This is a genomic window from Acinetobacter rongchengensis (genome assembly GCF_003611475.1).
GTDB classification, from domain to species: Bacteria; Pseudomonadota; Gammaproteobacteria; order Pseudomonadales; family Moraxellaceae; genus Acinetobacter; species Acinetobacter rongchengensis.
In genome coordinates, this window is the sequence record NZ_RAXT01000002.1 from 104,835 (window position 1) to 128,626 (window position 23,792).

The window sequence follows — 23,792 nt, forward strand, 5'->3', positions numbered from 1 at the left end:
TATCCTCAGAGTTATCTACAAGGTTTTAAACATAGTTATCCACATGATAACTATATATTAATAAAGAAATAAAGCTATTTATCCAGCATTTTTCAGTATTTTATCCTCAGCAAAATATCCCAAAATAGCATCCAGCCTGAGAATAAACTCCGAACTTGGTCGCCAATAGTGATAGCCTTGCTCAGCTTGCCCATTCATACCACGTAAATAAAGATAGGTTGCACCACCTAAATCACGCTCGATTTGATAATTTTCAAGTTGTACGGTCAAATAACGATGCAAAGCCACCAAATACAACGATGCTTGTAGCCAATAACTGGCATGTGACATGCTTTGCTGTATGGCTTGTGTGGTATAGTTGTGTTGGTCTAAACCTAAGAAATTACTTTTATAATCGGCAATGTGATATTGCTGACCATCAAAAAACACCAAATCAATTGAACCATTTAAATAACGAGCTGCATTCGATTCTTTAAACTCAGGCATATGAATATCATATTCATCAAAGAGTTGCTGAATCCGCTTGGTTGCCAATATCCGATCAGACAATGCTAAATAGAAAGGAAATTCAGACAAATACTCATGCCTTTCAAGCTGCCCCAATTGAAAATGATTCAAAATAGCTGTGTTTAATACATCCGCTAACCAATCCGAAACCCATTGCAATAAAGTGTCTTCAACGTCTTGATTGTCTGCTGAATTCTGCTGCGGAAAAGCCAATTGATATTGCCCAATTAATTCAGCCCATAATAATGAATAATCATTTTTAAAACGGCGATGAATTTCAAGTTGCCAATACTGTCGGTCTTTAAAATCAATATGTTCAAAGATTTCATGTAAGAAATTACCCGCCACTGCACCTTTCGGAAAATTGGCTTTAATCCAAGCGATGGGTTGTTGTGATATTTCAGCAACTATCGGTTCAACAATGACTTGTTGCACTTCATCTTCGGCACTTCCTATAACTTGTTCAGCAACGGCCAAAGTATCTTGAATCTGCTGTCGTGTTAAATGCTGCGCTAAGGCACTAAAACTGGTTTTGCCTCGTGCATAAAAACGTTGCGTCGGAAATTTTTCTGCAATAAAAGGAACTTGTATTTCAGTTTTTGGCGCTTCCAAACGCACAGGCCGTTCAATCAGTAAATTTTCCTGAATACTCCCTGCGTGTTGAAATGCTGTGACAGGATGTCCACGCCAGAAAGCCAATCCTGTTGTCGATTTTCCAACATTGTCCTGCATCATGGCATAAACACGATAACTGGCACGGGTCAATGCTACGTACCATAAACGATGATGCTCGGCCAATGCACGCTCATCGTGTTGTGCAATATCTTCATCTTTAAGTGTATTCGTGTCATTTACAGCAACCACACGTTGTACTTCAACTTTGCCAGTTGTAGGATTGAGTTGTTCCATGGTCGAAAAGTTCAGTGTTTTGTGCATTTCCTTAAAATCTTTGTCTGCACCCAATAAAAACACGAATTTAAATTCCAATCCTTTAGATTGGTGAATGGTCATCAATTGAACGCCTGCCTCATTCGACAATTTGCGCTCCATTTCCCACTCACGCTCCATTGGCATAGTCAGTTGTTTTAAATACCAATGATAAAGATTTTGTGCTCCTTGATATTGCTCACTATGCTGACTTAATAATTCGGTTAAATGGCGTAAATTCACCACCACACGTTCATTATCACGGCTTTGTTTCTCAACCAGTTTTGTCCACACCTGAAATTGCGTCAGTGCGTATTGCCAAGCGGTTAAAAATCCTTGATTCAACCACATCTCACGAATCTGATCGAACTGTTCTATATAATGACTTAAGCCATCTGCATGTTGTTCTAATTCAATTAATTGTGTCAGTTGAAAGCCCATTAAGCGACTAAGCAAAGCACGTTTTATTTTGGCTTCATCATAAGGATGCATAATCGCTGCAAGTACAGCACCCACATCTTTGGCAATCTGACTTTCAAAAACACTTTTTTTCGAAGGACGATTGGTGCGAATACCTAAAAATTCTAACGCCGATTGTGCTTTGTCTAAACCATCATGGTTTTTCGACAAAATCGCAATATCATTTTCATCGAGTGCTCGATGACCTGATTTTTCTGCAAAATATAAATTGCCCTGAATAGCTTGGTTGAGTAAATCACGAATTTTCCAAGCCACTTGTTCTGCTTCTTTATTTTTATCTTCCAATTGTAGCCATCGTAACGGGTGTGGATTGATCGCACCGTGATCTATTAAATCGAGATGCGGTCTTGTCCCTGCTTGAACTGGGGTATAAACAACCTGCTCACCAAAATCGATTTGTCGTTGAAATAACGCATCAACCACCTCAACCAAGGGTTTGACTGAACGATGGTTATAAACCAAATTGTACTCATGCCCTTCTTTACCAAAAACATCCTGATGTGCTTTTAAAAAAGTCAGCATGTCACCACCGCGGAAACCATAAATCGCTTGTTTACGATCTCCGACCATAATCATACATCCGTTTTTTACACGACTTGGATGACGCCAAATTTGCGCTAACATATCATCTTGATCTTGATTGGTATCTTGAAATTCATCGACCAAAATCAAAGGATAAGCCGCATGTACAAACGTCGCAAACCGTTGCCCTTGCTCACCTTGTAGTGCTTCGGCAAGCGTTCGAATCTGTTGCGAAAATGTCGTTTCACCCTTCTGCTGTAAAACTTGGGGTAACCGCTTTTTCACTTGTTGAGCGAGATAATATTTTAAAAATGTATCTGTTCCAGCCAATTGCGCTTCAAATGTTTCAATCTCTTGATAAATTTTCAATAATTGTTGAATAATTTGATGCTGATAAAATGCCGTCTGCACATTTTCCATAGTCGCTTTTTTAAAAATCTGCTGTTCTCGCAATACTTTAACCAAGATAGCGAAGTCAGATTTAGCATCAGAAAGCGTTTGGCTTAAATAATGTTTTGCATCAGAGCGCTGCAATGTTTGGATAATCTGTGGCAAGCTTTTAGCAAAAATACGATGAAAGCGTCCATTTCTAAACTTGGTGCCATTAATCTGTTTGTAATGTTCGCCATCCAATAAGTAATAGGCTGCCAAAGACTGCAATTGATCTAGTGGAATGTGTTTAAGTTGTTCAACTGCACTTTGAAATTTCTCAAAATCAACAGTCGAAAATTGCGGTTCAACAAAGTTTGCCGAAGCAAAATTTAAACTCTGTTCAACGGTTGCGACGTAGTCATCCACCCCATGCAATTCACCTGCAAATACTAAACTGTCAATGATAGGTTGAGGTTGTTTTTGAATCCATTCACGAAGTACATCATGGATCAGTTGATGGCTATAACTTTTCGCATCATCGGTAATTTCAGCACGTTCAATTTTGCCACTTTCAAAAGCAAATTCACGTAATAGCTTTTGGCTAAAACTGTCTAAAGTTCCAACAAATAACTCATCTAATTGATCAATCACCAATTTTAAACGCTCACAAGCGTAGGCGATTCGTGAGGCAAATATTTCCAATGTCTTGGAAAATAATGGATCAGACTCTTGTTGCGCTTTGGCTAAAACCTCTTGTTCAGTTAATTCACGACAAGACTCAAAATAATGATAGGTTTCTTGCAATCGTGATCGAATACGACTTTTTAATTCAGCCGCAGCTTTACGCGTAAAGGTGGTTGCAATCACTTGTTTGGGTAAATATTTTTCTAAAAATATCCGTACCATTAAACTGGATAAAGTATAGGTTTTTCCTGTACCTGCTGAAGCCTCAATCCAGTGCAAACCTGTAAATTGCATATCCGCAATCGGCTGAATAGACACTTTTTTCATGTTTGCTATGGCTGATGTTTCAACAGTTGTTTGCGGAGAAATCGTATTACTCATCATTCTTCCTCCACACATTGATGCTGATAAATCGGCTGATACAAATCATATGCAAATTGCTCACATGCATGTTTTAACAATGCTGCCGCATCCTGTTCTTGCAAAATAAATTGCCAATCTCGATGGAATCTGGTCGCCTCATTATCTTCAACAGAAAAAGAACTAAACCGTGCACCATCCGCATTCCATTCTTTGAGTAGATCGCCCAAATTATCAATGATCATTTGTCCTGATTCATTTTCAAACCATTCTAGTGCTTTATTTTTTTCAGCCAGTTTAAGTAACAATGCCGCAGGTAAAACCAAAGGTTGCGACTGCGCATAAGCATAGGCTTTAAACCATGCGAGTAGATATGCTTTGGCCTGTTTGGAGGTGATCCCCGTACTGATCACGGTGATATCACTAAACAAAGCAATACGTCGCAGATCTTGGGATTGAGCATCCTCTAAATCTAAATAACTGAGCCACAATAAATACTCTAACCATACTTTTGCACGACGCTTGGCACGTCCACTGGAGGCATCTAAACTGACCCAATCCTTGACCGCCTGCACAGGTACAGTCATGTTAATGACCAGTTGATCCTCAATGCGCCATTGACGTTGCGTGGTTCGGGTGACTTCTGTGACATAACGTTTTAAACGAGCATTCAAAGCTTCTTGTTCAGCCAAACTGATTTGCCAAGCACTGTGCTGAACTTTACCGATTGGCAATTGATCTTGTAGCTGATTTTGTAGTTGCTCACCCCCATGAATGACCGATTGATCAGCTAGAACGTCTTTGCTTAATTCCTGCTTTTGTAAGAAGTCTCGAATCTGATAACGCGCTAAGCCGTCTAAAACCAAAGGTTCAGTTTGTGCAGGAATGTCTTCCGCACTCAAATTTTCAACCCCTAAGGTTTTTAAATATAAGCGTGCGGGGAAGATCACATCCTGAATCCACTGTCCCGTATCTAAAACAGTGAGACTGTCTTGAGTAACGGGATATGCCGTATTTACCCAAGCATCTCTATGCGATAAGTTGTCGGCTTGACGAATTTGTTGTGCCACTTGGTACCATTGATCTTGGTAACGAATATTTTCTGCTGTTTCAAAACCACTTGGATCAAAGGGTTGTAAACTATGAATGTGATATAGCGACTGAATGTGTTCAGGAATTTCAATACCATGCTTTTCAATGATCGTATTTGTTTGCTCCGATGAGTCAGATTGACTAATAAAAGCAATATGCTGAATCAACTCTTGCAACACACTGGATGGATCACGAACTTCACCATCACTCACATCAAAACCATTATAAAATAACCACAAATTTTCCTGCGCTAAGCACAGCGCATCTAAAAATGCGCCTTGGTCATCTTCCAAACGTGAGCGATCACCCAATTGAGGTCTAAGAATTTCCATTAAATCAAAAGGTAAATGCATACTTCGATTTGGAAATTTCCCACTGTCTAAATTCATCATCACAATCAATTGATAAGGCAATGGACGAATCAGCCCTATTTGACTGAAAGTAATCTGACCTGTCGGTAGAGCCTGATCAATTTGACCTTCTAAAATATTTTGAATTTCAGCGAGCAAATACGGTAATGGTAAATGAATATTTTTAAGAATAGGATTTTCTTGCTCATCATAAAAACTGGCTAGCGTCAGCATACGTTCTTGTTTTTTGACAATTTCACGAACGGTTTTTAAAGCCTCAACACCCGCTTGTTCAAATTCGAGAATATCTTGCATCAACATTTTTAGCCATGTTTCTGCATCGGATTTTAAGCCAGATTGTGTTCCTAGCTCATGTGCAGTCATCCAATAGCGGCGTTCTGCAAAATCTTGATAGATTGTAATTAATGTACTGATCAGCTCAAAATCACTCGGTAAAACTTGAGCATAGCTGAGTGTATTTTCAAACATCGCATGTTCAGGAATGGCAACCCCCAAAACCAAACGATCTAAAGCAAACTTAAAACTAAAACGGTAATCTTCATCTTCTGGACTTAAACCACGTTGCAAATGTGCATCATCCAAACCACGCTTAAACCCTGCACTGATCAATAGAGCAATTATACGTTCAGTATTTTGAATATTCAGCGCATAACGTAATTGCGTTGCATTTAAATTCAACCAATCTGCAAAATCTTCAATGGTAAAACGACCTTCTACCAACTCAATTCGTCCTAAAACAGCACGCCATGCATTGACGGCATCCAGTTGCGTTACCCCTGCAATTTTAACAGGTAGATAAACCCCCTCTTGATTGGGAACATGTGGAAATACGCTACGAACCAGTGGTTCAATCTGTTTTAAATCAGGGACTAAAACCAATACATCACTTGGCCGACGTGGATGTTCGACACTGCTTTGCGCTAACCAGTGAATCAATTGATCTTTCAAGACTTCAAGTTGCCGAAGTGAGGAATGACACACATGAATTTGGATTGAATCATCCTGTTTTGCTAAGCGATATGCATGTGCTTCTGGTTCAACCAAGTACAAAATATCGGACTGTAACTTGGACAATAAATGCGTCGGTTCTTCATCAACAAAAGCATCGACCCATTGCCCTTCTTCACCTGATGAAAGATTGGATAAAATAGAGAAATGGTCACGGGCTTGCTTACCAAAACGTGTTAATAGCGGATGACGTGATTCACGAATTTCAGCATTAAAATTTAAAGTAAATTCATCAAAGAATTTTTGAATATCTTCATCGGTTGCTTTTGGATGCTTCGAAATAAAGCGCTCTTTGACCCTTAAATCGTATTGCTTTTTCCAGTTTGGATCGACACTGTCCGCCCAATATTCTTGCGATGGGTTGTAATGTAAAATCACCACATCTAAATATTGCCCCAAACGTCTTAAAAATTGTAATTGGCTAGGGGGTAAATCTAACAAAGTAAAAACAATCAATCGACTCGGTAATTTTTTCAATGCGTTGTGACGACGTTCAGGATCATCCATCACTTGCCAAAAATCGGCGTCAATACTTTGCATTTCGGTGAAATCTTCATGAAAAGTATGTTGCCACAACCATCGCTGCCAACGTTCTAATTGCTGCGCCTGATTGAATGTAAAAGCTGAAATTTGTTGATTGGTCTGAAAAAATTGTTTTTCTAAATCAAGTTCTTGACCTCGCCCCCATTGTCCTAACCAATTGCTTGGACATGTACATATTTCAGCATAATTCTGTTCACAACCCCGTAAACAATCCCCACGATATTGCATATAATGATTGAACAATTTCGAGACTTGTTCAGACACCCAGTACAGCATGTTTTGTTTTTTCAGTTGCTTATCTAAACCATTTTCAAGCTGTGAAGCAGAATCATAAATACGCTGGATAATTGAATGAAGCGGGTGATCTTCTGTAACTGTATTTTCATCTGTTTCAATAAAGCTTTTTAAAGTTTGATAAATTCGCCATTTCATAATCAAACGTGGAATATTGGCTTTACGGACTTTGTCCTTATCCTCTAAAACCTGTTGATAAGTAAACCATTGAAACCCACGAATACGTTGATGAAAAAAGCTATTGGCGCTAATCCCTTGTTGTTCTGCAATTTTTTGTGTTAACCATTCCTGCACCGCAGGACTTGGAACAATAAAATGTTGTGTTTGGAGTACAGCAAAAGGATTCTTCGAAGGCTTGACTGTATTTTGCAATAGACCTTGCACCAATACCTCAATGCTTTGACTTTGAATCACATGAATTGCCATAATCCCTCAACTGTTTATATACAATGATTTGTATAAGTGCACAAAAACATAAACATTCGCCACTATACATCTAGATTGTACTATGGCATTTTTGAGCATTATTTGGAAATAACTTCACAATTTCAAGCTTAAAAGTAGCTTCCCTAGAAATATGATAATAAGCTTGAATCAAAGGTAATTGTTTTATGAAAATTGATAAAATTCCAGACTCGATCGACCCAAATTTAAACCTAGAAAAAATTCGAGAAGAATGTTTAGAACTGGTCAAAAAACGTTCTTATGTGTCAGCAGGTGCAGCGGTGGTTCCTGTGCCTTTCTTTGATGTCGTGATTGATGTCGGAATGCTGTCTTTTTTGATTCCAGAAATTAACACACGTTTTGGTTTAGCACCTGATCAAATCAGTGTTTATGACCCTGAAACCAAAAAAATCCACTGGAATGAATTGCGTAAACGCGGCTTTGAGTTTTCAGGCTTAGTGGTTGCACGGACTGCGGTAAAATCATCTTTAAATAATATTGCAGCCAAAGTTATCACCAAACAAGTGACTAAGTTTATTCCTTTAGGTGGCTCGATCATTGCTGCCAGCTTAGGCTATATAGTGATGAAAAAAGTTGCCGAAGCTCATGTAGAAGACTGCTACAAACTTGCCAAGAGCATTCAGCAGAAACAACACGCCAGTGTGGTGAAATCTGCTTGATTTACATATTTGAGGGTTTTTACCCCCTCTTTTGAAAAAAAGAGGACTATAAAGTACAAATCCTCCCCAACCCTCCTAGAGAAAGGAGGGATGAGCAGCACTGCTGCGCAAGGAATCTAAAATTATTTTAAATTCTCAGTAGTTCCCCTCTTTTTTAAAGAGGGGCTAGGGGAGATTCTTAGATGAGTTACTACTGAATTACTCTTAACTGACTGGTATTACTCCCCAACCCTCCTTTGATAAAGGAGGGAGTTTTAACTAAACTAATCCGCTTTTAACTGTTTTAGAATTGCTTTTAGAACCTGAATACGTGCCGAATATTTATCATTGGTCGCAATAACATGCCAAGGCGCATAAGCAGTATTGGTCCGTGCAAACATATCTGCAGCAGCATTCAAATAATCATCCCAATGTCCACGATTTCGCCAATCATCAGGGGTGATTTTAAAACGTTTATGTGGTGTTTCTTCACGTGCTTTAAAACGAGCCTCTTGCTCATCTTTCGTAATCGCCAGCCAAAATTTGATAATTACCGTTTGATTATCCGTTAAATCTTTTTCAAAACGATTGATCTCATCATAAGCACGTTGCCATTCAATTGGTTTAGCAAAACCTTCAATCCGCTCCACTAGAACTCGCCCATACCAAGTGCGATCAAAAATCGTGATTTCCCCTTGATCTGACAGCTTAGTCCAAAACCGCCATAAATAAGGACGCCGTAACTCGTACTTTTCAGGTGCTGCAATGGTGTGAATTTCATATTCACGAGGATCAAGCTTTTTCACAATCCGCTTAATTGCTCCGCCTTTACCTGCTGCATCCATACCTTCGAAAGTGATGATCACATTGCGTGAATCATTACGTAATGCATCGGATACTTTCTTGGTCAGTTTTTTTAATTCAGTTTGGTAATCTTCTTTACTCATTTGTTCAGTCGATGGATTTAACAATTGCTCTGGAACGGGTGCTTGTCGCCATTTAGTACGTACCGTTGTTTTGTGTTTCGGCAATTGTTTTAAAGCATGTAAAATATACTGTGCAAATTGCTGATCACGAACTGTTTCATCTTCACAGTCAATCACATACCAATCATCTGTAAAGCGTTGACGAAGTTTTTGGACATTGTCATATTGCTTTTTATTCCGCCAATCCAAACCGAATAATTTATGCCAACGTTGTTGCGAAGCATCCATATCGTCCATGCGTTTTTGTAAATTTTTCCAAGGTAAATCAAACCAAACCTTGATTACGTCGACATTATTATTTTTTAAATCCTGCTCATAAGCACGCATATTTTCGACATAGGCATCAAACAAGGTGTCATCTAAAGGCGTCGATACATGTAAAGCTGTAGCCAATAAGTCACTGTACCAATTGCCAAAAAACACCTGAATTTGACCTTCGGCAGGAATAAAACGGGAGTACGGTTGCCAAAACGTTTTTTTGCTTTCAAATAGATGTGCAGGATCTGCTTTAACGCGTAAATAGCGAGGATCAACCCATTCACGTAGTTGTTTTACCGCTTCACCTTTTCCCGCCATTTCAATTCCGCTGACCAAAATGACTAAGCTTTTTGCGTTATTTTGATCTCGAGAATTTTTCAAAGCGTACTGTGCTTCAATTAAATCGACTGATAATTCTTCTTCATCACGTACAGCTATTTGTAATTGTTGTTCTAACATAAGTTTCACATTCAAATGAGTTGTTTCATTTGAGTATAACCACTTCACATATTGAAATTTATATATTTTATGTATAGAAAATAAAAAATAATACGATTAAAAAAAAGCTGACTGGCATTATTCATGCTTTCTTTTGATTTAATTGTCATAGAGATAGCGTTAAACTGTCTTTATGCTTTTAAAAAATGATATTTAGAGTTTTTACATGTCGAAACTTGCAGCACTGGATCAGCTTTTAGAACAATACCAACAACTGAGCTATCATAGCGATCCAATTTTGAAACAACGCTTACACGATGCGCAAGATTGGTTAAAAATACGCATTCAACATACTCACCATGCACTGTTTAATCAGCCTGAATATCAATTGATGGCAAAATATTTTATCAATCGTTTATATGGTGGACCAGAATTTGATGATTTAGCAATTCAAATCGAGCGTCTGCTAAAATATGCTCACAAAGCTGAAAAAATGATTCCTGAAAATGCAATTAAAACAGGATTAAAATCGGTTGGTTTGGCTGTATTGGCCATGCAACTCGATGAAGCGGTTGCAGCTCAACTTCTGAAAGATTATCCAGCTAATCAGGCGATTGATGATGAAATGATGCGTTTAACCTTGATTAAACTGGATCAAAAACAAGCACGTTATCAACAATTACAATTATTAGATGATTTGGGCGTAGCATTAGATAAATACATGCGTTCATTCATCATGTATGCTGCATTTAAAATGTGTAAAGGCACTGCCGCTAAATATCATTTTGAGCTGATGTATGACTTTATTGGTGAGGGTTTTGTTGCCATGAAACCCATGAAATCGGCAGAAAAATTTATTCATGAATTTACGCTAAAAGAGCGTGAAATCGTGGAAAAAGTCCATTCAGGACAAGCATATCCATTTCGTTAATTCGTATTTATATAAGATAGACGCTGGTTAGGCTAATTTAAAATCCACTTACAAATCAATGAGTCAAAGTGATGTGTGTTTTGACTCATTTAAAATCTTATGTTGAATCCATTTCATTTTCTCTAGGTATATCTTCATGATGTGGCTTGCATAAAAAAATTCTTTCCACTTGTTAAACCTCACTTAAATGCCATAAACGTCTTGCCTTTTATCAAATATAAGGCTGGAGAATGAATTTCTTATATCGTGGTAAATCGACAAAAATTATTGTATTTTTTAAATTATTTCAGATAATTAGAATAAAGATCACGACCTTCCCTCACTTTATTCACAATCATTTTCTGTATATTATTCATAACAATTGCATGATGAACACTGCAAAAATTTACAGAATCTGTCATTATGCAACGCAAGACGAAATTTCTAATTTTTGTGTTCAGGAGTGACTTAAATGTCGAATGAAAACCAAAAGCCAACCCCACAAACAGAGTCGGCAACACATACAGACAAAGTCAGTCCTTTTTTAAGTGAACCATTACCGCAAGGCACCCCACAGGGGCAGCAACAATCATTACAACAACAGTCGGTAGATACGCCAGTTTCAGGCACTGTACCTAAATACAATTTGCCACGTGGTGCCAATACAGGAAATGTAGGCGCAACAACTCACTTTGGTTATCAAACTGTAAGCAGTGAAGACAAAGCGCAAAAAGTTGCTGAAGTTTTCCATTCTGTGGCAAGCAAATACGACATTATGAATGACTTAATGTCTTTTGGTATTCACCGTCTATGGAAGCGTTTTGCAATCAATATGTCTGGTGTACGTCGTGGTCAGCGTGTACTTGATATCGCAGGCGGTACAGGTGACTTAGCCAAAGTTTTCAGCCGTGAAGTTGGCCCAACAGGTCATGTTGTATTGTCTGATATTAATGAATCGATGTTAAATGTCGGTCGTGATCGTTTAATCGATGCGGGCTGTACCAATGTTGATTTTGTTTTGGCCAATGCTGAAACACTAGAACCTTTTGAAGATAATAGTTTTGATCTTTTAACCATCAGTTTTGGTTTACGTAATGTGACCGATAAAGATGCCGCGCTTGCTGCCATGTATCGTGTACTTAAACCAGGTGGTCGTTTATTGGTATTAGAATTCTCTAAACCTGTGTTTGAACCGTTCTCAAAACTCTATGATTTATACTCATTTACAGCACTTCCAATCATGGGCAAAATCATTGCCAATGATGCTGAAAGTTATAAATATTTAGCAGAGTCGATCCGTATGCATCCTGATCAACGTACACTCAAAAGTATGATGGAAAATGCAGGCTTCCAAAATTGTGATTACCACAACCTTACAGGTGGTATTGTCGCAGTTCATCGTGGCTTTAAACTGTAATCATTCACAGTCAACGGATCAGGTAAACTATGTGGTCGATTCTGGCACTCGGTGCAGTTGAACGATTCATCAATCAATTCATAAACTTGGATGCGATTACTCGTATCCAATTGAATAGATTGCAGTCTCAAATGTTGCGTGTCGTGATTGATACGCCACAGCTTTCAGTTGATGTTTATTTTGATGAAAATAAAGTTCGTTTAGAACCAACAGTGACGGGTCATAGTGAGGTTTCTTCAATCTTTGAACAACGTCCTTTTGATCAAAAAACGGCGATATCCGAAGCAACTGCAACCTTGCATGTAAAAAATGCTGTCGAATTATTAAAGCTTTTACTGGCGGACGATGTGGGTAATATTCCTTTACAAGGTGATTATCACCTTTTACAGGATATTCAACGCATTATCCAACAGGCTGAACCTGATTTAGCATCACATTTAAGTCCTTGGATTGGCCCTGCACTTGCCCATGAGGTTGCTAAAATTCAGCTCGCACCTAAGCATCTGAAACGCTCTTTGCAAAGCCATTTGTTTTTTGCTGAAGACTTTTTAAAAGAAGATAGCGGCTTGTTCGCACCTCGTTGGCAAATGGATGATCTACAACAAGATACTCGCCAACTTAACCAAAATATTGACCGTCTAGAAGCAAAAATTAAACAGCTTCAAGCGGCTTTTACTCCTACTCAACTCGGTGATTGATTTTATGATTCCGCACATTACCCGTTTATTCGAACTTTGGCGCATTGCCGCGCACTATAGACTCGACACACTGGTTCCTGCGGATGAACTCCCAGAAAAAGCAAAACATGCTTTGGCATTGATCCGCCTACACCCTGCAGCTTGGTCAAGTAAAGAACGTAAAAATCCATTGAAGCTTAAACTGGCTTTGGAGGAAATGGGGCCTTTAACGATCAAACTGGGACAATTACTTTCAACTCGCCGTGATTTGATCTCACCTGAAATTTTACAACAATTGGTGTTATTGCAAGATCGTGTCAAACCTTTTGATTCAAAAGTAGCGAAAGCTCGAGTTGAAGAATCGCTGAAAGCCAATATCAACACGTTATTTGCACGATTTGATGACCAACCCTTAGCCGCAGCATCCATCGCTCAAGTTCATACCGCCGCTTTGCATGATGGTCGTGAAGTGGTGGTTAAAGTCACTCGCCCTGATATTCGTAGCCAAATTTTACAAGACTTTGAAATTTTGACTTGGCTCGGTGCAAACCTTGAAAAGCGCTTAGAAGCCGCTCGCGCTGTGCATTTATCTGAGATTATTCAGAACTATCGTCAAGTGATTTTAAATGAATTAGATCTGACGCTAGAAGCCGATAATACTCGCCGTATGCGCCATTACTTCACAGGTTCGAGCATGATGTACGTGCCTGAAGTGTATATGGACAGCAAAGAGGTGATGGTCGCTGAGCGTATTACTGGCGTTCCAATTTCAGATATTGAAACCTTTGAAAGACTTGGAATGGATCGCAAAGATCTTGCTGAAAAAGGTTTAACGATCTTTTTTACCCAAGTGTTTCGTGACAATTTTTTCCATGCAGATATGCACCCTGGAAATGTCTTTGTTGAAACATTGAATCCAACTCAGCCTCGTTATATTGCACTAGACTGCGCAATCATGGGAGAGTTGTCTAAGCAAGACCAAATGACTGTTGCCCGCATGTTACTTGCGGTCATGAACAGCGATTTTATGCAACTGATTCAAATTGTGCATCAAGCAGGATGGATTCCACCGGGAACCGATCAAGATGCTTTAGCACGTGAAATGCGTCGTACTGTAGGCCCGATGGTGTCTAAACCGATGCATGAATTGGACTTTGCAGGGATTTTGCTGCAAGTTATGGATATTGCTCGACGCTTCCATTTAGAAATTCCGCCACAGTTGATGTTGCTCCTAAAAACATTGGTACATGTAGAAGGCTTAGGAACCGATTTATATCCTGAATTGGATATTTGGAAACTGGCAAAACCGATTCTTACCGAATGGGTCAAAGCGCAGATGAATCCACAGAAAAACCTAAAAGAATTGGGACAGAAAATTCCTGATTTACTGTTAGGTGCGCAAGATTTCCCAACACTGATCGTTGACAGTTTAAATGGTCTAAAAAACCAGTCTGCATGGCATGCTAAACAATTGCATGAATTACAAATGATGCGGTTGGAAGTTGAACATCAACAAAAGCGAAGCTGGATTTTCGGTAGTATCATGGCGATTTTATTATCCATTGCGATTATTGCGCCGTGGTATGTGGGTATTGTACTAATTATTTTAGCGAGTATTTTAGCGCTTTGGCGGATTGCCAAGTAATAATGCTTTAGGCTGTAATTCAAAATAAGATCAAAGCAATCAGCATAATAGCGACAACAATGTCGCTATTTTTTGTATAACAATGACTCCAAAGTCACTTACTGGAACCTCTCGCCATTGTTCAGTTTTCTACTCAACTTAAAATAAATCCATCAATTTGAGTGAGTACAGCGATGACCCAAATTCTGCAAAAGCGCCCTTCTTCAATCAGTATACGAGCAGGCTCAATCGCCAAGCAACTAATTGAAAAAGAAGGTTTTTATGCGAATCAAGTAGATATCATTCCGGGTGCGGCAGGTGGTCCAAAAGGCATCGGATTGACAGGAATCGATCAAGCCATTTTTGGTGAGTTTCTCCCTCAAGCAAAACAACGCCGTTTCTTAATTGGCTCATCTGTTGGTGCATGGCGCTTTGCAGGAATTGTGGCACAAGGTGAAAAGATTGGGCCTGAAAAATTGGCTGAATTGTATATCAACCTTCCTTTCCAGAAAGGCATGAAGATTGCTGAAATTGAAAAGATTTCGAGAGAAATGCTGTCTGGAATCATCACCGATCAAACACATAAATTGGTGGATCATCCCGACTATCATCTGACCATTATCGCAGCAAAAGCTCAACATTTATTTCAAAGTGATCAAAAGCTTGCATTGTATGGGTCCTTACTTGGCATTATTGGTGGTAACGCAATTTCACGCGATCATTTAAATAAATTTATGCAACGTGTCATTTGTCAGCCTGCTGATTTTCCACAATTTAAAATTCAGGAAGATGCTTTTAAAACCCATTATGTCAACTTTAATCAAGACAATGTTGCAGATTGGCTCATGGCCTCAGGTTCAATTCCTGGGGTTACGCCTGCTGTAAAAAATATTGCCGATGCACCTCAAGGTGCATACCGTGATGGTGGTTTGATTGATTACCATATTGATTTACCATTTCAAAGTAAAGGTATTGTTTTATATCCACATTTTACCGACAGTATTACTCCCGGCTGGTTTGATAAAATGTTTAAATCACGTAAAGCCAATCCTGAAAATCAAGCTCGGACTTTATTAATCTCTCCCTCTCAAGACTATTTAAAATCTTTACCTTTGGGGCGTTTACCTGATCGTAAAGATTTTGTATTAAAAGGCTTAGATGAAAAGCAACGTATTCAATTGTGGAAACAATCTGTTGCAGAAAGTCAGCGTATGGGTGATGAGTTTTTAGAATTGGTTGAAAAGCAAAGTTTTGCTCAAGTTATTCAAACACTTTAAATTTTAATTTCCAAAAACTTTACGTATATCATTGAGGAATAAATTCCCCTGAATGTGTTCCTCATTTTTTATCCATCGTTTTAATCTGCTGTTAAAGCATGAACGGATTCATAAAATATATTCCCCAAATAGAATAAATACTTAAACTAGATTTAACCTGTATGCTATTCATCGCATTATCTGCTAAATTACGATTAAAATTTAAATACTTAAAATAATGATCAAATCACCCCACTTTGCCTTCATCGGTGCAGGAACAGCAGGATTAGCCACTGCGATTTTACTTGCTCAGCAAAATATTCAAGTCACTATTTTAGAAAAAGCCTCCGAACTTAAACCTGTCGGAGCAGGACTTTTACTACAGCCCTCTGGTTTAGCTGTTTTTGAGCATTTAGGCCTTTTAGATGAAGTTTTAAGACTTGGTGCAAAAGTGACTGGACTCCAAGGTCAGTTACCAAGTGGAAATTTATTGGTCAATAGCCATTATCAACAAGCACATCCTGATTTTTATGGAGTGGGTATTCATCGAGCAACGTTATGTCATGTTTTAGAAAATAAATGCCGTGAATATTCCAAATTAATCACGTGGTATATGAATACTGACATTCAAAAATTAGAAGAAACATCAAATCAAGTTCAGGTTTTGGGTACAAAAGATGGTGAATCATTTGATCAAGCTTTTGATGCGGTGATCATTGCCAATGGCGCACGTAGCCTTTTAAGACCAAAAAAATGGGTGAAGGTTGATCAAGCTTATCCTTGGGGAGCTAAATGGACAATTGTTCCCGAATGCCTTGAATTAGATACAGAAATTTTACATCAATTTTATGACCGCTCTAAAATCATGATGGGAATCTTACCCACAGGTACAGTCCCGCATGAACCCAAGCAAAGACTGTCGAGTGTATTTTGGAGTCTTCCAAGCCATCAACTGAATAACTTTTTGCATAATTCACAATCGCACTCAGACTGGTTAAATGAAGTCTCTAAGCGTTGGAAACCTGCTGCAGATTGGTTAGAACAAGTCATTGCCAAACCTGAACAAAAACCACAATGGTTAACTGCAAATTATCGTGATGTAGTGCTGTCAAAGTTTGGGGAGGGTCGTATTGGTGTCATTGGAGATGCTGCACATGCAATGAGTCCACAACTTGGTCAAGGTGCGAATATGGCTCTTTTGGATGCATGGGCTTTGGGGCAAGCAGTTCAAAGCGCAAGAAAAAATGAAAGTCTTGATTATGTTCAACTTTGGCAAACTTACCATCAACACCGTAAAAGTTCGACTGCCTTTTATCAATTTTTAAGTCGCTTACTCACTCCGCTTTATCAGTCTGATCTTTGGTGGGCGGGTGGTTTACGTGATTTAAGCTTTGCTTGGATGTATCGAATCCCCTATTTCCGTAAAGAAATGGCGATCACTGTTTCTGGTTTAAAATCAGGTATGTTGAGTCAGATGAAGTATGAGGATATTGCAAAACGAAACAATAATCCTGTGTAGATTACGGCAACAAAATGATTGTAATCAGCTTTGGATTGGTGGTTTAAAGATGAATTTCTAAAATACATCTATTCAATCACTGTGAGATAACTGTAGAAAGTTTCTCCTCAATCCTGCTTAAATCACGTAAACTATAGCGCGCTACATAGACATCGTAGCACTCTCAATAATTATTCGCTTGGTGAAATCTTATGAACAATCTGCAATGGCTCGATGAAGTAAAATTTAACGAACAAGGACTTATTCCTGCTATTGCACAACATCATCAAACGGGACGTATTTTGATGGTGGCATGGATGAACCGTGAAGCACTGCAACTCACTGCCGAAAAAAATCGTGGTGTTTATTTTTCTCGTTCACGCAATAAACTCTGGTTTAAAGGCGAAGAGTCTGGACATTTTCAAACTGTTTATGAAATTCGTTTAGATTGTGATGCAGATGTCATCATATTACAAATTGAACAACACGGCGGAATCGCATGCCATACAGGTCGTGAATCTTGCTTCTATCGCAAGCTTACGCCGAATGGTTGGGAAATTGTCGATGCACAACTCAAAGATCCTTCTGCTATTTATGCTGAAAAAGCATCAACAAACCCACATACTCTTGCAATGAATGCGTCAAATACCCAAGCTGAACAAGTTGAAGTACTCGATTATTTGGGCAAAATGATGGCTGAAAGAAAATCAGCAGATGCCGATTCTTCTTATGTGGCAAAGCTTTATCAAAAAGGTTTAAATAAGATTTTAGAAAAAATTGGTGAAGAAAGTGTCGAAACCATCATCGCTGCCAAAGATTTCAATACTGAAGCGAATACCGATAACAAAAATGATTTAATTTATGAAGTTGCTGATTTGTGGTTCCACACAATTGTGATGCTGGGTTATTTCGACTTAGACATTCAATTGGTGTTAAATGAATTGGCACGTCGCCAAGGCCTTTCAGGCCTAGTTGAAAAAGCCAATCGTAGCCATTAAACACTTAGAAATCTCCTTTCTTACGAAAGCTCCTCAGCTTTGAAAAAGCAGCGCATTTCAAAAATATCAAAATAATTTTATATGCTGAGTAGTTCCCCCTCTTTGGTAAAGAGGGGGCATAGGTGGAGATTCTTCAATATCAGGAAGAAATTCTTAAATCGTTGAATATTCCTCTAAGCGTGAGTCATAAGTAGTCAAGCTTAGAGAATAGATTTGTATTTCTCTAAAAACACATTAAACAGGCTTCTTCTCTACAGAAGGTGCAATCGGATCAGCCGTTAGATACCCTACTGCCGCTGCATAACGATCTTTATAATTGGCACGGATCATTGGATCTAAAGTTGCTTGAACTTTACTGTGCAAAGAACCCCAATCGCCCGGATGCTGGAAATTACTCATAATATAAGTCCATCCATTGATTGAATCGACCGCATGTAAGCCTGTAGATTCCGCACCTGCTGGGCAAGAAAGAATTCGATCTAACTTTTTCGTATCCACATGATAAGCCCATAAATAATTATTCACGTGGTTGCCACTGTCTTCACCAATGAATAAGGTACGGAAAGTTTCAGAGAATTTTAAGTTATCCGCGCTTGCAATCGTGTTTGGATCTGCCGTATTTCCGATACCGAGAGGATCAGTTGCTGGATCGATATCTTTACCAATCAATAGCATATGTGATTGATATGGCACCCAGTCACTGATAATTGGGCTACCTGATTTATCATTTTTAGCCCCTGCAAGATCATGCGCAACAATACCACCTGCAGAGATTTTCTTGGCAAAGGTCACATTATTCGTTTCTGTCCAAGCCGCATGACCTTTGACCATCGAATCTTGAATATTGGCTAAAGCAGAATAGGCTACTTTGTCTTTGGCATTGACTGTTGTACCTTCCATTTTGGTAAATGCCATACTACCGCCCATCAAAGCAGCATAACGATGGGTTTCCAAGAAAGCGGCTGCTTTTTCCATACCCACTTTGACTTTGACCCACATGGTTTTCTTTTGCAGAATGATTTTGGTGAAACTAGCATCTTGTGGGTCTTTGTCTAAACTTTCCATAATATCTGTTGGTTGAATATTTTTAACATTCACCAAATCTTCAATTTCTTGGCTGGTCGCATGACCCAATTTAATCCATTGAATTTGTGCAGTTGAGCTTTCATTCAATTCATTTAAATACTTGGCGACATACAGTGTTCCAGCAGATAAATCTTTTTCTTTATCCGCAACAAACATGAACAGTCCACCATTGGTATAGTCATCCCCCATTAACGCGGTTCGATTATCAGGCATGACTTGAATCAACTCATGTGAAATACGACCTAAGCAATAATGCTTTTTCGCAGAACCTGTCCCGTCTTTATTCACTGTAATTTCAGGTAAGTGTCCATAATTATATGGTTTGGCAGAGGTCTCATCGCCATAGACATTTTTACTATAGGCTTTCATGGTCGCCATATCAGTCCCTAAACCCTGACCAAAAGCATCAGGCTCATATTCTTCACTTGAAAGATGTGTTCCCCATGGCGATAAACTTGCACCACAAGTAATCCATAATCCATGTACTTTAGACATATCGACATTGTGATATTTCACTAAAGTTAAGTGTCCCGTTTTTGGGTCTTGATCTAGCGAAATCACGGCAATTGGCGATGGCAATTTTCCATACATATCACTGCCTGCTAAATCACGAGTGGTATATTCAAATTGCACAACTGCAAATACAGGATTACCTTTCACACCGTCAACTTTGGCATCTTTAACGGTCAATAAAGAAGTACCGTCTGGGCAATCTGAAAAGAATTGACGTTCTTTACCTGCAACAGATTTATCCATAATGGCTTTATTATTAATATCATAATAACCACCAGCTAAAATTTGACCACCCTTTCCATCACTCACCATATCACCCGTTTGGAAAAAGGTTTTATACGCAAGTTTATATTCAGTCTTGGTATTATCATCCCAAGTTACAGCCAAACCTGACGCCACAGTGGTAGTTGCCATCGCCGCTGCATTTGCCAATGTCGGTGCATCCATTGGAGTAAATGTCGCTGATTTCAATTTAGCTAAATTTACAGGAGGCTTCACTGCCGTTTCGTTATTATTGTCATCATTACATCCAGCAAGCGTTGCTGAAGTTGCCATAGCCCCAAGTGGAAGAAAAGGTACACTGGCTAACCATTTTAAAATTTCACGACGGGTGTGTTGGTTGGCTGAGTTTGTCATCTAGAGTTTCCAATTTAATTTTAGAATTTTTCCTCAGCTGATTTTAAAAATGCGGTATGACAGTTCGATTTCACTTTTAAGTCAATTTAAAGACAAAAACTTAAAAATTCATATTGTGATAAAAATTATAGGGATAAGTCCTAGATGATTCTCATATAGATGTTTCAAACTATATCACGCTAGAATTACCCCTTGTATTGAGCAAATTTTGCTATACTCCAAGCTGTATTAAATTTTAACGTATAAGATTTTATAAACCTGTGCCTTATTCCTTTACCCCAACAACAGAACAAAGTTTTGCAATTGCAGAAGCAAAAAAGGGACAATCCTTTAAAGTGATTGCCTATGCTGGCACAGGTAAAACCACGACTTTACAGTTGATTAGCGACGCAATGCCGAATCGACGGGGGATGTATTTGGCTTTTAATAAAGCCATAGCCAGCGAAGCACAAAATAAATTTCACAACAATGTCGACTGTCGAACCTTTCACTCATTGGCGTTTCGAAGTGTGCCACGTGGTGTGACGGATAAATTACGTTTACCTCGGTTAAGTCCAAGTTTTATTGCCAAAGAATATCGTCTCGAACCCATCACACTACGACGACTGATGGGGGGGCGTTATGAAAAATATATCTTGATGCCGAGTCGCTTAGCCAGTTTAGTGGCCAATGCTGTCAGTTATTATTGTTCAACCAGCTCACAATACCCTGCACCTCGTCACATACAAGCACCGAGTTGGTTACATCCTGATGATGTAGAGTCTTTACAAAAACATCTTTATCCTGCTGTCGAAAAGCGTTGGTTAGAATCCATTGATCCAAACCATCAAGCAGGCATTGGACATGATATTTACTTGAAATTATGGGCATTATCAGACCCGTATATTCCTGCGGATTATGTTTTATTTGATGAAGCACAAGATGCAGATCCTTTGATGTTGGGTATTTTACTACGCCAACGTAGCACTCAAGTGATCTATGTCGGTGATGCACATCAACAGATTTATGCATGGCGTGGTGCTGTCAATGCCATGCAGAAAATGCCTTTACCTGAGTCACGTTTAACCACATCTTTCCGTTTTGGCGATGCCATTGCTGATGTTGCCAATCACTTACTTGGTGCTTTAGATGAAACTGTGCCGTTATTGGGTAATCCTGATATGAAATCTCATGTGGTCAATAAGCCACATACCAAAATGCGTGATGCAATTTTATGTCGCACCAATGCACGTGCGATGGAACTCTTACTTTCAGGTTTAGTGCAGGGTGATAAAGTTAGCTTACAAGCGGATCATGTCAAATTAAATCGTTTTGTCGATGCAGCAAGCCTGCTCAAACAAGGTAAACGTGTCACAGATGTGCCTGAATTGGCTTGGTTTAATTCTTGGCATGACGTACATGAATATTGCGAAACCAATGATGGTAGTGATATCAAACCTTTAGTTAAACTGGTTGATGATCACGGTACTGAACCGCTGAAAAAAGCACTTGCTAAAATTACCCCAATAGAGCAAGCTGATTATGTTATCTCTACTGCGCACAAAGCCAAAGGTTTAGAATGGAATCGTGTGCATATCGAAGATGATTACCAATTTAAGATCAATGGTCTTGAACATAAAATCAGTGACGAAGAATTAAGACTGTTATATGTTGCTTGTACACGAGCAAAAGTTAGTTTAAATATTCATCATATTTATGATCTAGTACAACAACTTAAACAAAAAGTGCCATTCAAAAATAAAGCGACTGCATAACACTGTAGTTTTTTCTTTACAGGTGTCCCATGAAACTACAAGCCATTCATTTTCGACATGTTTATCATTTTGCCGATTTAAAAATAAATTTTAACCATTCACATAAACCCATCACCATAATTGTCGGCGACCAAGCTTCAGGTAAAACAGCAATTATTAAAAATATTTACCAAGCTTTAACCTGGTTTCCTGCACGTTATAAAGACTTACGTACACCTGGTGTGGTCATGCTTGATCAAGATATTATGCTTGATCGAGTGCAAGCAAAAATTGATGTAACTATCCATATTCCAACTGAATTTGGTACATTACCTGAAAGTGATGGAACCACTGAAACAGATACACAAAGTTGTCGTTGGCAACTGTATAAAACATTGAATGCCAATGGTGTAGGCATCAGCAAAGTTGAATTAGAACAATTAGAACAAACCGTTACTTTGTATAATCAAGTCATTAAAAAAGACCCTGTTCAAGGTCTCCCATTACTTGCCTACTACCCTGCTGAACGCTTTGTTAACGAAGTAAACATTCTCAGTAAAAATAATCCGCTTGTTCTACAACAGTACAATGCTTATGAATTGGCAAGTATTCCATACACGACATTTGCACGTTTTTTTGAATGGTTCAGAGAAATCAGTGATATTGAAAATGCACAAACGGCGCAACTTTTTCAAAATATTCTTAAACATAAAGATACATCGAATAAATCAAATCAAGACTTTCAAAATACATTATATCTTGCGTATTCACAGTTACATGCGCCAAGCTTACAGGCTTTAAAAACCGCACTGAGAACCGTAATTCCAGAAATTACCGATATTTTTTTAGAATATCATCCCAAATTGCAATTGATGGTTAGCTATAAAAACCAAACTTTTACCTATCAACAACTATCGAATACTGTGAAAAATTGGATTGGTTTAGTCGGTGATTTGGTACGTCGTCTGTGCTTGCTGAATCCTCTCAGTCTATACCCTTGTTTAGAGGGCGATGGTGTGCTGTTGATTGATCAAATTGATGTAGATTTAGACCAATATTCGATTCAGGTGATTTTAGATCGTTTACATCAAGCCTTTCCATTAATACAAATCATTGCAACTGGTAGTCATGAAGAATTGCTCGAACAAGCAGATGAATATCAATGTTTCCATTTGAAAAATAAGCAATTACATGAAGTTCAAGCTGATTCTGCATGGCAAGAATATCAACATATTTATGAAAATTTACTCAAAGAAGCATCGCAATATGCAGAACAAGAATTGATTGAACCGAACGTGGATGCATTGAATGCACAACAACTGTATTTACAATTTCAGGCTTTAACTGAAGAACAACAAGTTGAATTAAAACGATTAATTCAACAAGGTGATGACTTATCTCCACATAAATCATTACTTTAAATATGGTTCTTACACCGTTCTACTGCTACAGCTCTTGATTCAAAAACGATACGATATTTCTCAGCAGGCGATGATCAA

At 38.6% G+C, this 23,792-nt stretch carries 14 protein-coding genes; 10 read left to right on the top strand and 4 right to left on the bottom strand.

What is annotated here, in order from left to right:
• Nucleotides 1–78 precede the first annotated feature (78 nt).
• Both D7V20_RS01920 and D7V20_RS01925 read right to left on the bottom strand, forming a co-directional pair.
• Nucleotides 79–3,873, bottom strand: a complete 3,795-nt coding sequence (locus D7V20_RS01920; RefSeq protein WP_407923915.1) for a UvrD-helicase domain-containing protein — start codon at nt 3,871–3,873, stop codon at nt 79–81.
• On the bottom strand, nt 3,873–7,586 hold the full coding sequence (locus D7V20_RS01925; protein ID WP_120382659.1) for an exodeoxyribonuclease V subunit gamma: 3,714 nt from the start codon (nt 7,584–7,586) through the stop codon (nt 3,873–3,875). Before D7V20_RS01925 ends, D7V20_RS01920 begins: the two co-directional genes overlap by 1 nt.
• A gap of 185 nt (nt 7,587–7,771) precedes the next feature.
• Between D7V20_RS01925 and D7V20_RS01930 the strand changes: the two genes are divergently transcribed.
• Nucleotides 7,772–8,284 (top strand): hypothetical protein, encoded by a 513-nt coding sequence (locus tag D7V20_RS01930; protein WP_120382660.1) that lies wholly within the window; start codon nt 7,772–7,774, stop codon nt 8,282–8,284.
• A gap of 263 nt (nt 8,285–8,547) precedes the next feature.
• Here D7V20_RS01930 and pap read toward each other — a convergent pair whose 3' ends face one another.
• Complete coding sequence (pap, locus tag D7V20_RS01935; RefSeq protein ID WP_120382661.1) at nt 8,548–9,966, bottom strand: polyphosphate:AMP phosphotransferase; 1,419 nt, start codon at nt 9,964–9,966, stop codon at nt 8,548–8,550.
• A 205-nt stretch (nt 9,967–10,171) separates the two neighbouring features.
• Between pap and D7V20_RS01940 the strand changes: the two genes are divergently transcribed.
• From D7V20_RS01940 to hisIE, 7 genes are all read left to right on the top strand, one after another.
• On the top strand, nt 10,172–10,876 hold the full coding sequence (locus tag D7V20_RS01940) for an FFLEELY motif protein (RefSeq protein ID WP_120382662.1): 705 nt from the start codon (nt 10,172–10,174) through the stop codon (nt 10,874–10,876).
• A 451-nt stretch (nt 10,877–11,327) separates the two neighbouring features.
• A complete protein-coding gene (gene ubiE / locus D7V20_RS01945) occupies nt 11,328–12,272 on the top strand; it encodes a bifunctional demethylmenaquinone methyltransferase/2-methoxy-6-polyprenyl-1,4-benzoquinol methylase UbiE (RefSeq protein ID WP_120382663.1) in 945 nt (314 codons plus the stop codon).
• A gap of 29 nt (nt 12,273–12,301) precedes the next feature.
• Nucleotides 12,302–12,970, top strand: a complete 669-nt coding sequence (locus tag D7V20_RS01950) for a ubiquinone biosynthesis accessory factor UbiJ (protein WP_120382664.1) — start codon at nt 12,302–12,304, stop codon at nt 12,968–12,970.
• Between the two features lie 4 nt (nt 12,971–12,974).
• Nucleotides 12,975–14,594: an ABC1 kinase family protein gene (locus D7V20_RS01955; RefSeq protein ID WP_120382665.1), complete on the top strand. Its 1,620-nt coding sequence runs from the start codon at nt 12,975–12,977 to the stop codon at nt 14,592–14,594.
• Between the two features lie 173 nt (nt 14,595–14,767).
• On the top strand, nt 14,768–15,850 hold the full coding sequence (locus D7V20_RS01960) for a patatin-like phospholipase domain-containing protein (RefSeq protein WP_120382666.1): 1,083 nt from the start codon (nt 14,768–14,770) through the stop codon (nt 15,848–15,850).
• Between the two features lie 217 nt (nt 15,851–16,067).
• A complete protein-coding gene (locus D7V20_RS01965; protein WP_120382667.1) occupies nt 16,068–17,348 on the top strand; it encodes an FAD-dependent oxidoreductase in 1,281 nt (426 codons plus the stop codon).
• Between the two features lie 191 nt (nt 17,349–17,539).
• Nucleotides 17,540–18,325 (top strand): bifunctional phosphoribosyl-AMP cyclohydrolase/phosphoribosyl-ATP diphosphatase HisIE, encoded by a 786-nt coding sequence (gene hisIE / locus D7V20_RS01970; RefSeq protein ID WP_120382668.1) that lies wholly within the window; start codon nt 17,540–17,542, stop codon nt 18,323–18,325.
• 234 nt (nt 18,326–18,559) lie between these two features.
• On the opposite strand, the gene D7V20_RS01975 is transcribed toward hisIE, so the two are convergent.
• Nucleotides 18,560–20,560, bottom strand: coding sequence for a PhoX family protein (locus tag D7V20_RS01975; protein ID WP_120382669.1), 2,001 nt, complete (start codon nt 20,558–20,560; stop codon nt 18,560–18,562).
• A 260-nt stretch (nt 20,561–20,820) separates the two neighbouring features.
• On the opposite strand from D7V20_RS01975, the gene D7V20_RS01980 reads away from it, so the two are divergent.
• Together D7V20_RS01980 and D7V20_RS01985 are read left to right on the top strand one after the other, a co-directional pair.
• The gene (locus D7V20_RS01980; protein WP_120382670.1) at nt 20,821–22,314 is read left to right on the top strand and encodes a UvrD-helicase domain-containing protein; all 1,494 of its coding nucleotides are present in this window, start codon (nt 20,821–20,823) and stop codon (nt 22,312–22,314) included.
• A 29-nt stretch (nt 22,315–22,343) separates the two neighbouring features.
• Nucleotides 22,344–23,714 carry an AAA family ATPase gene (locus D7V20_RS01985; RefSeq protein WP_120382671.1) on the top strand — a complete coding sequence of 457 codons (1,371 nt, stop codon included), beginning with the start codon at nt 22,344–22,346 and terminating at the stop codon, nt 23,712–23,714.
• Nucleotides 23,715–23,792: the final 78 nt, after the last annotated feature.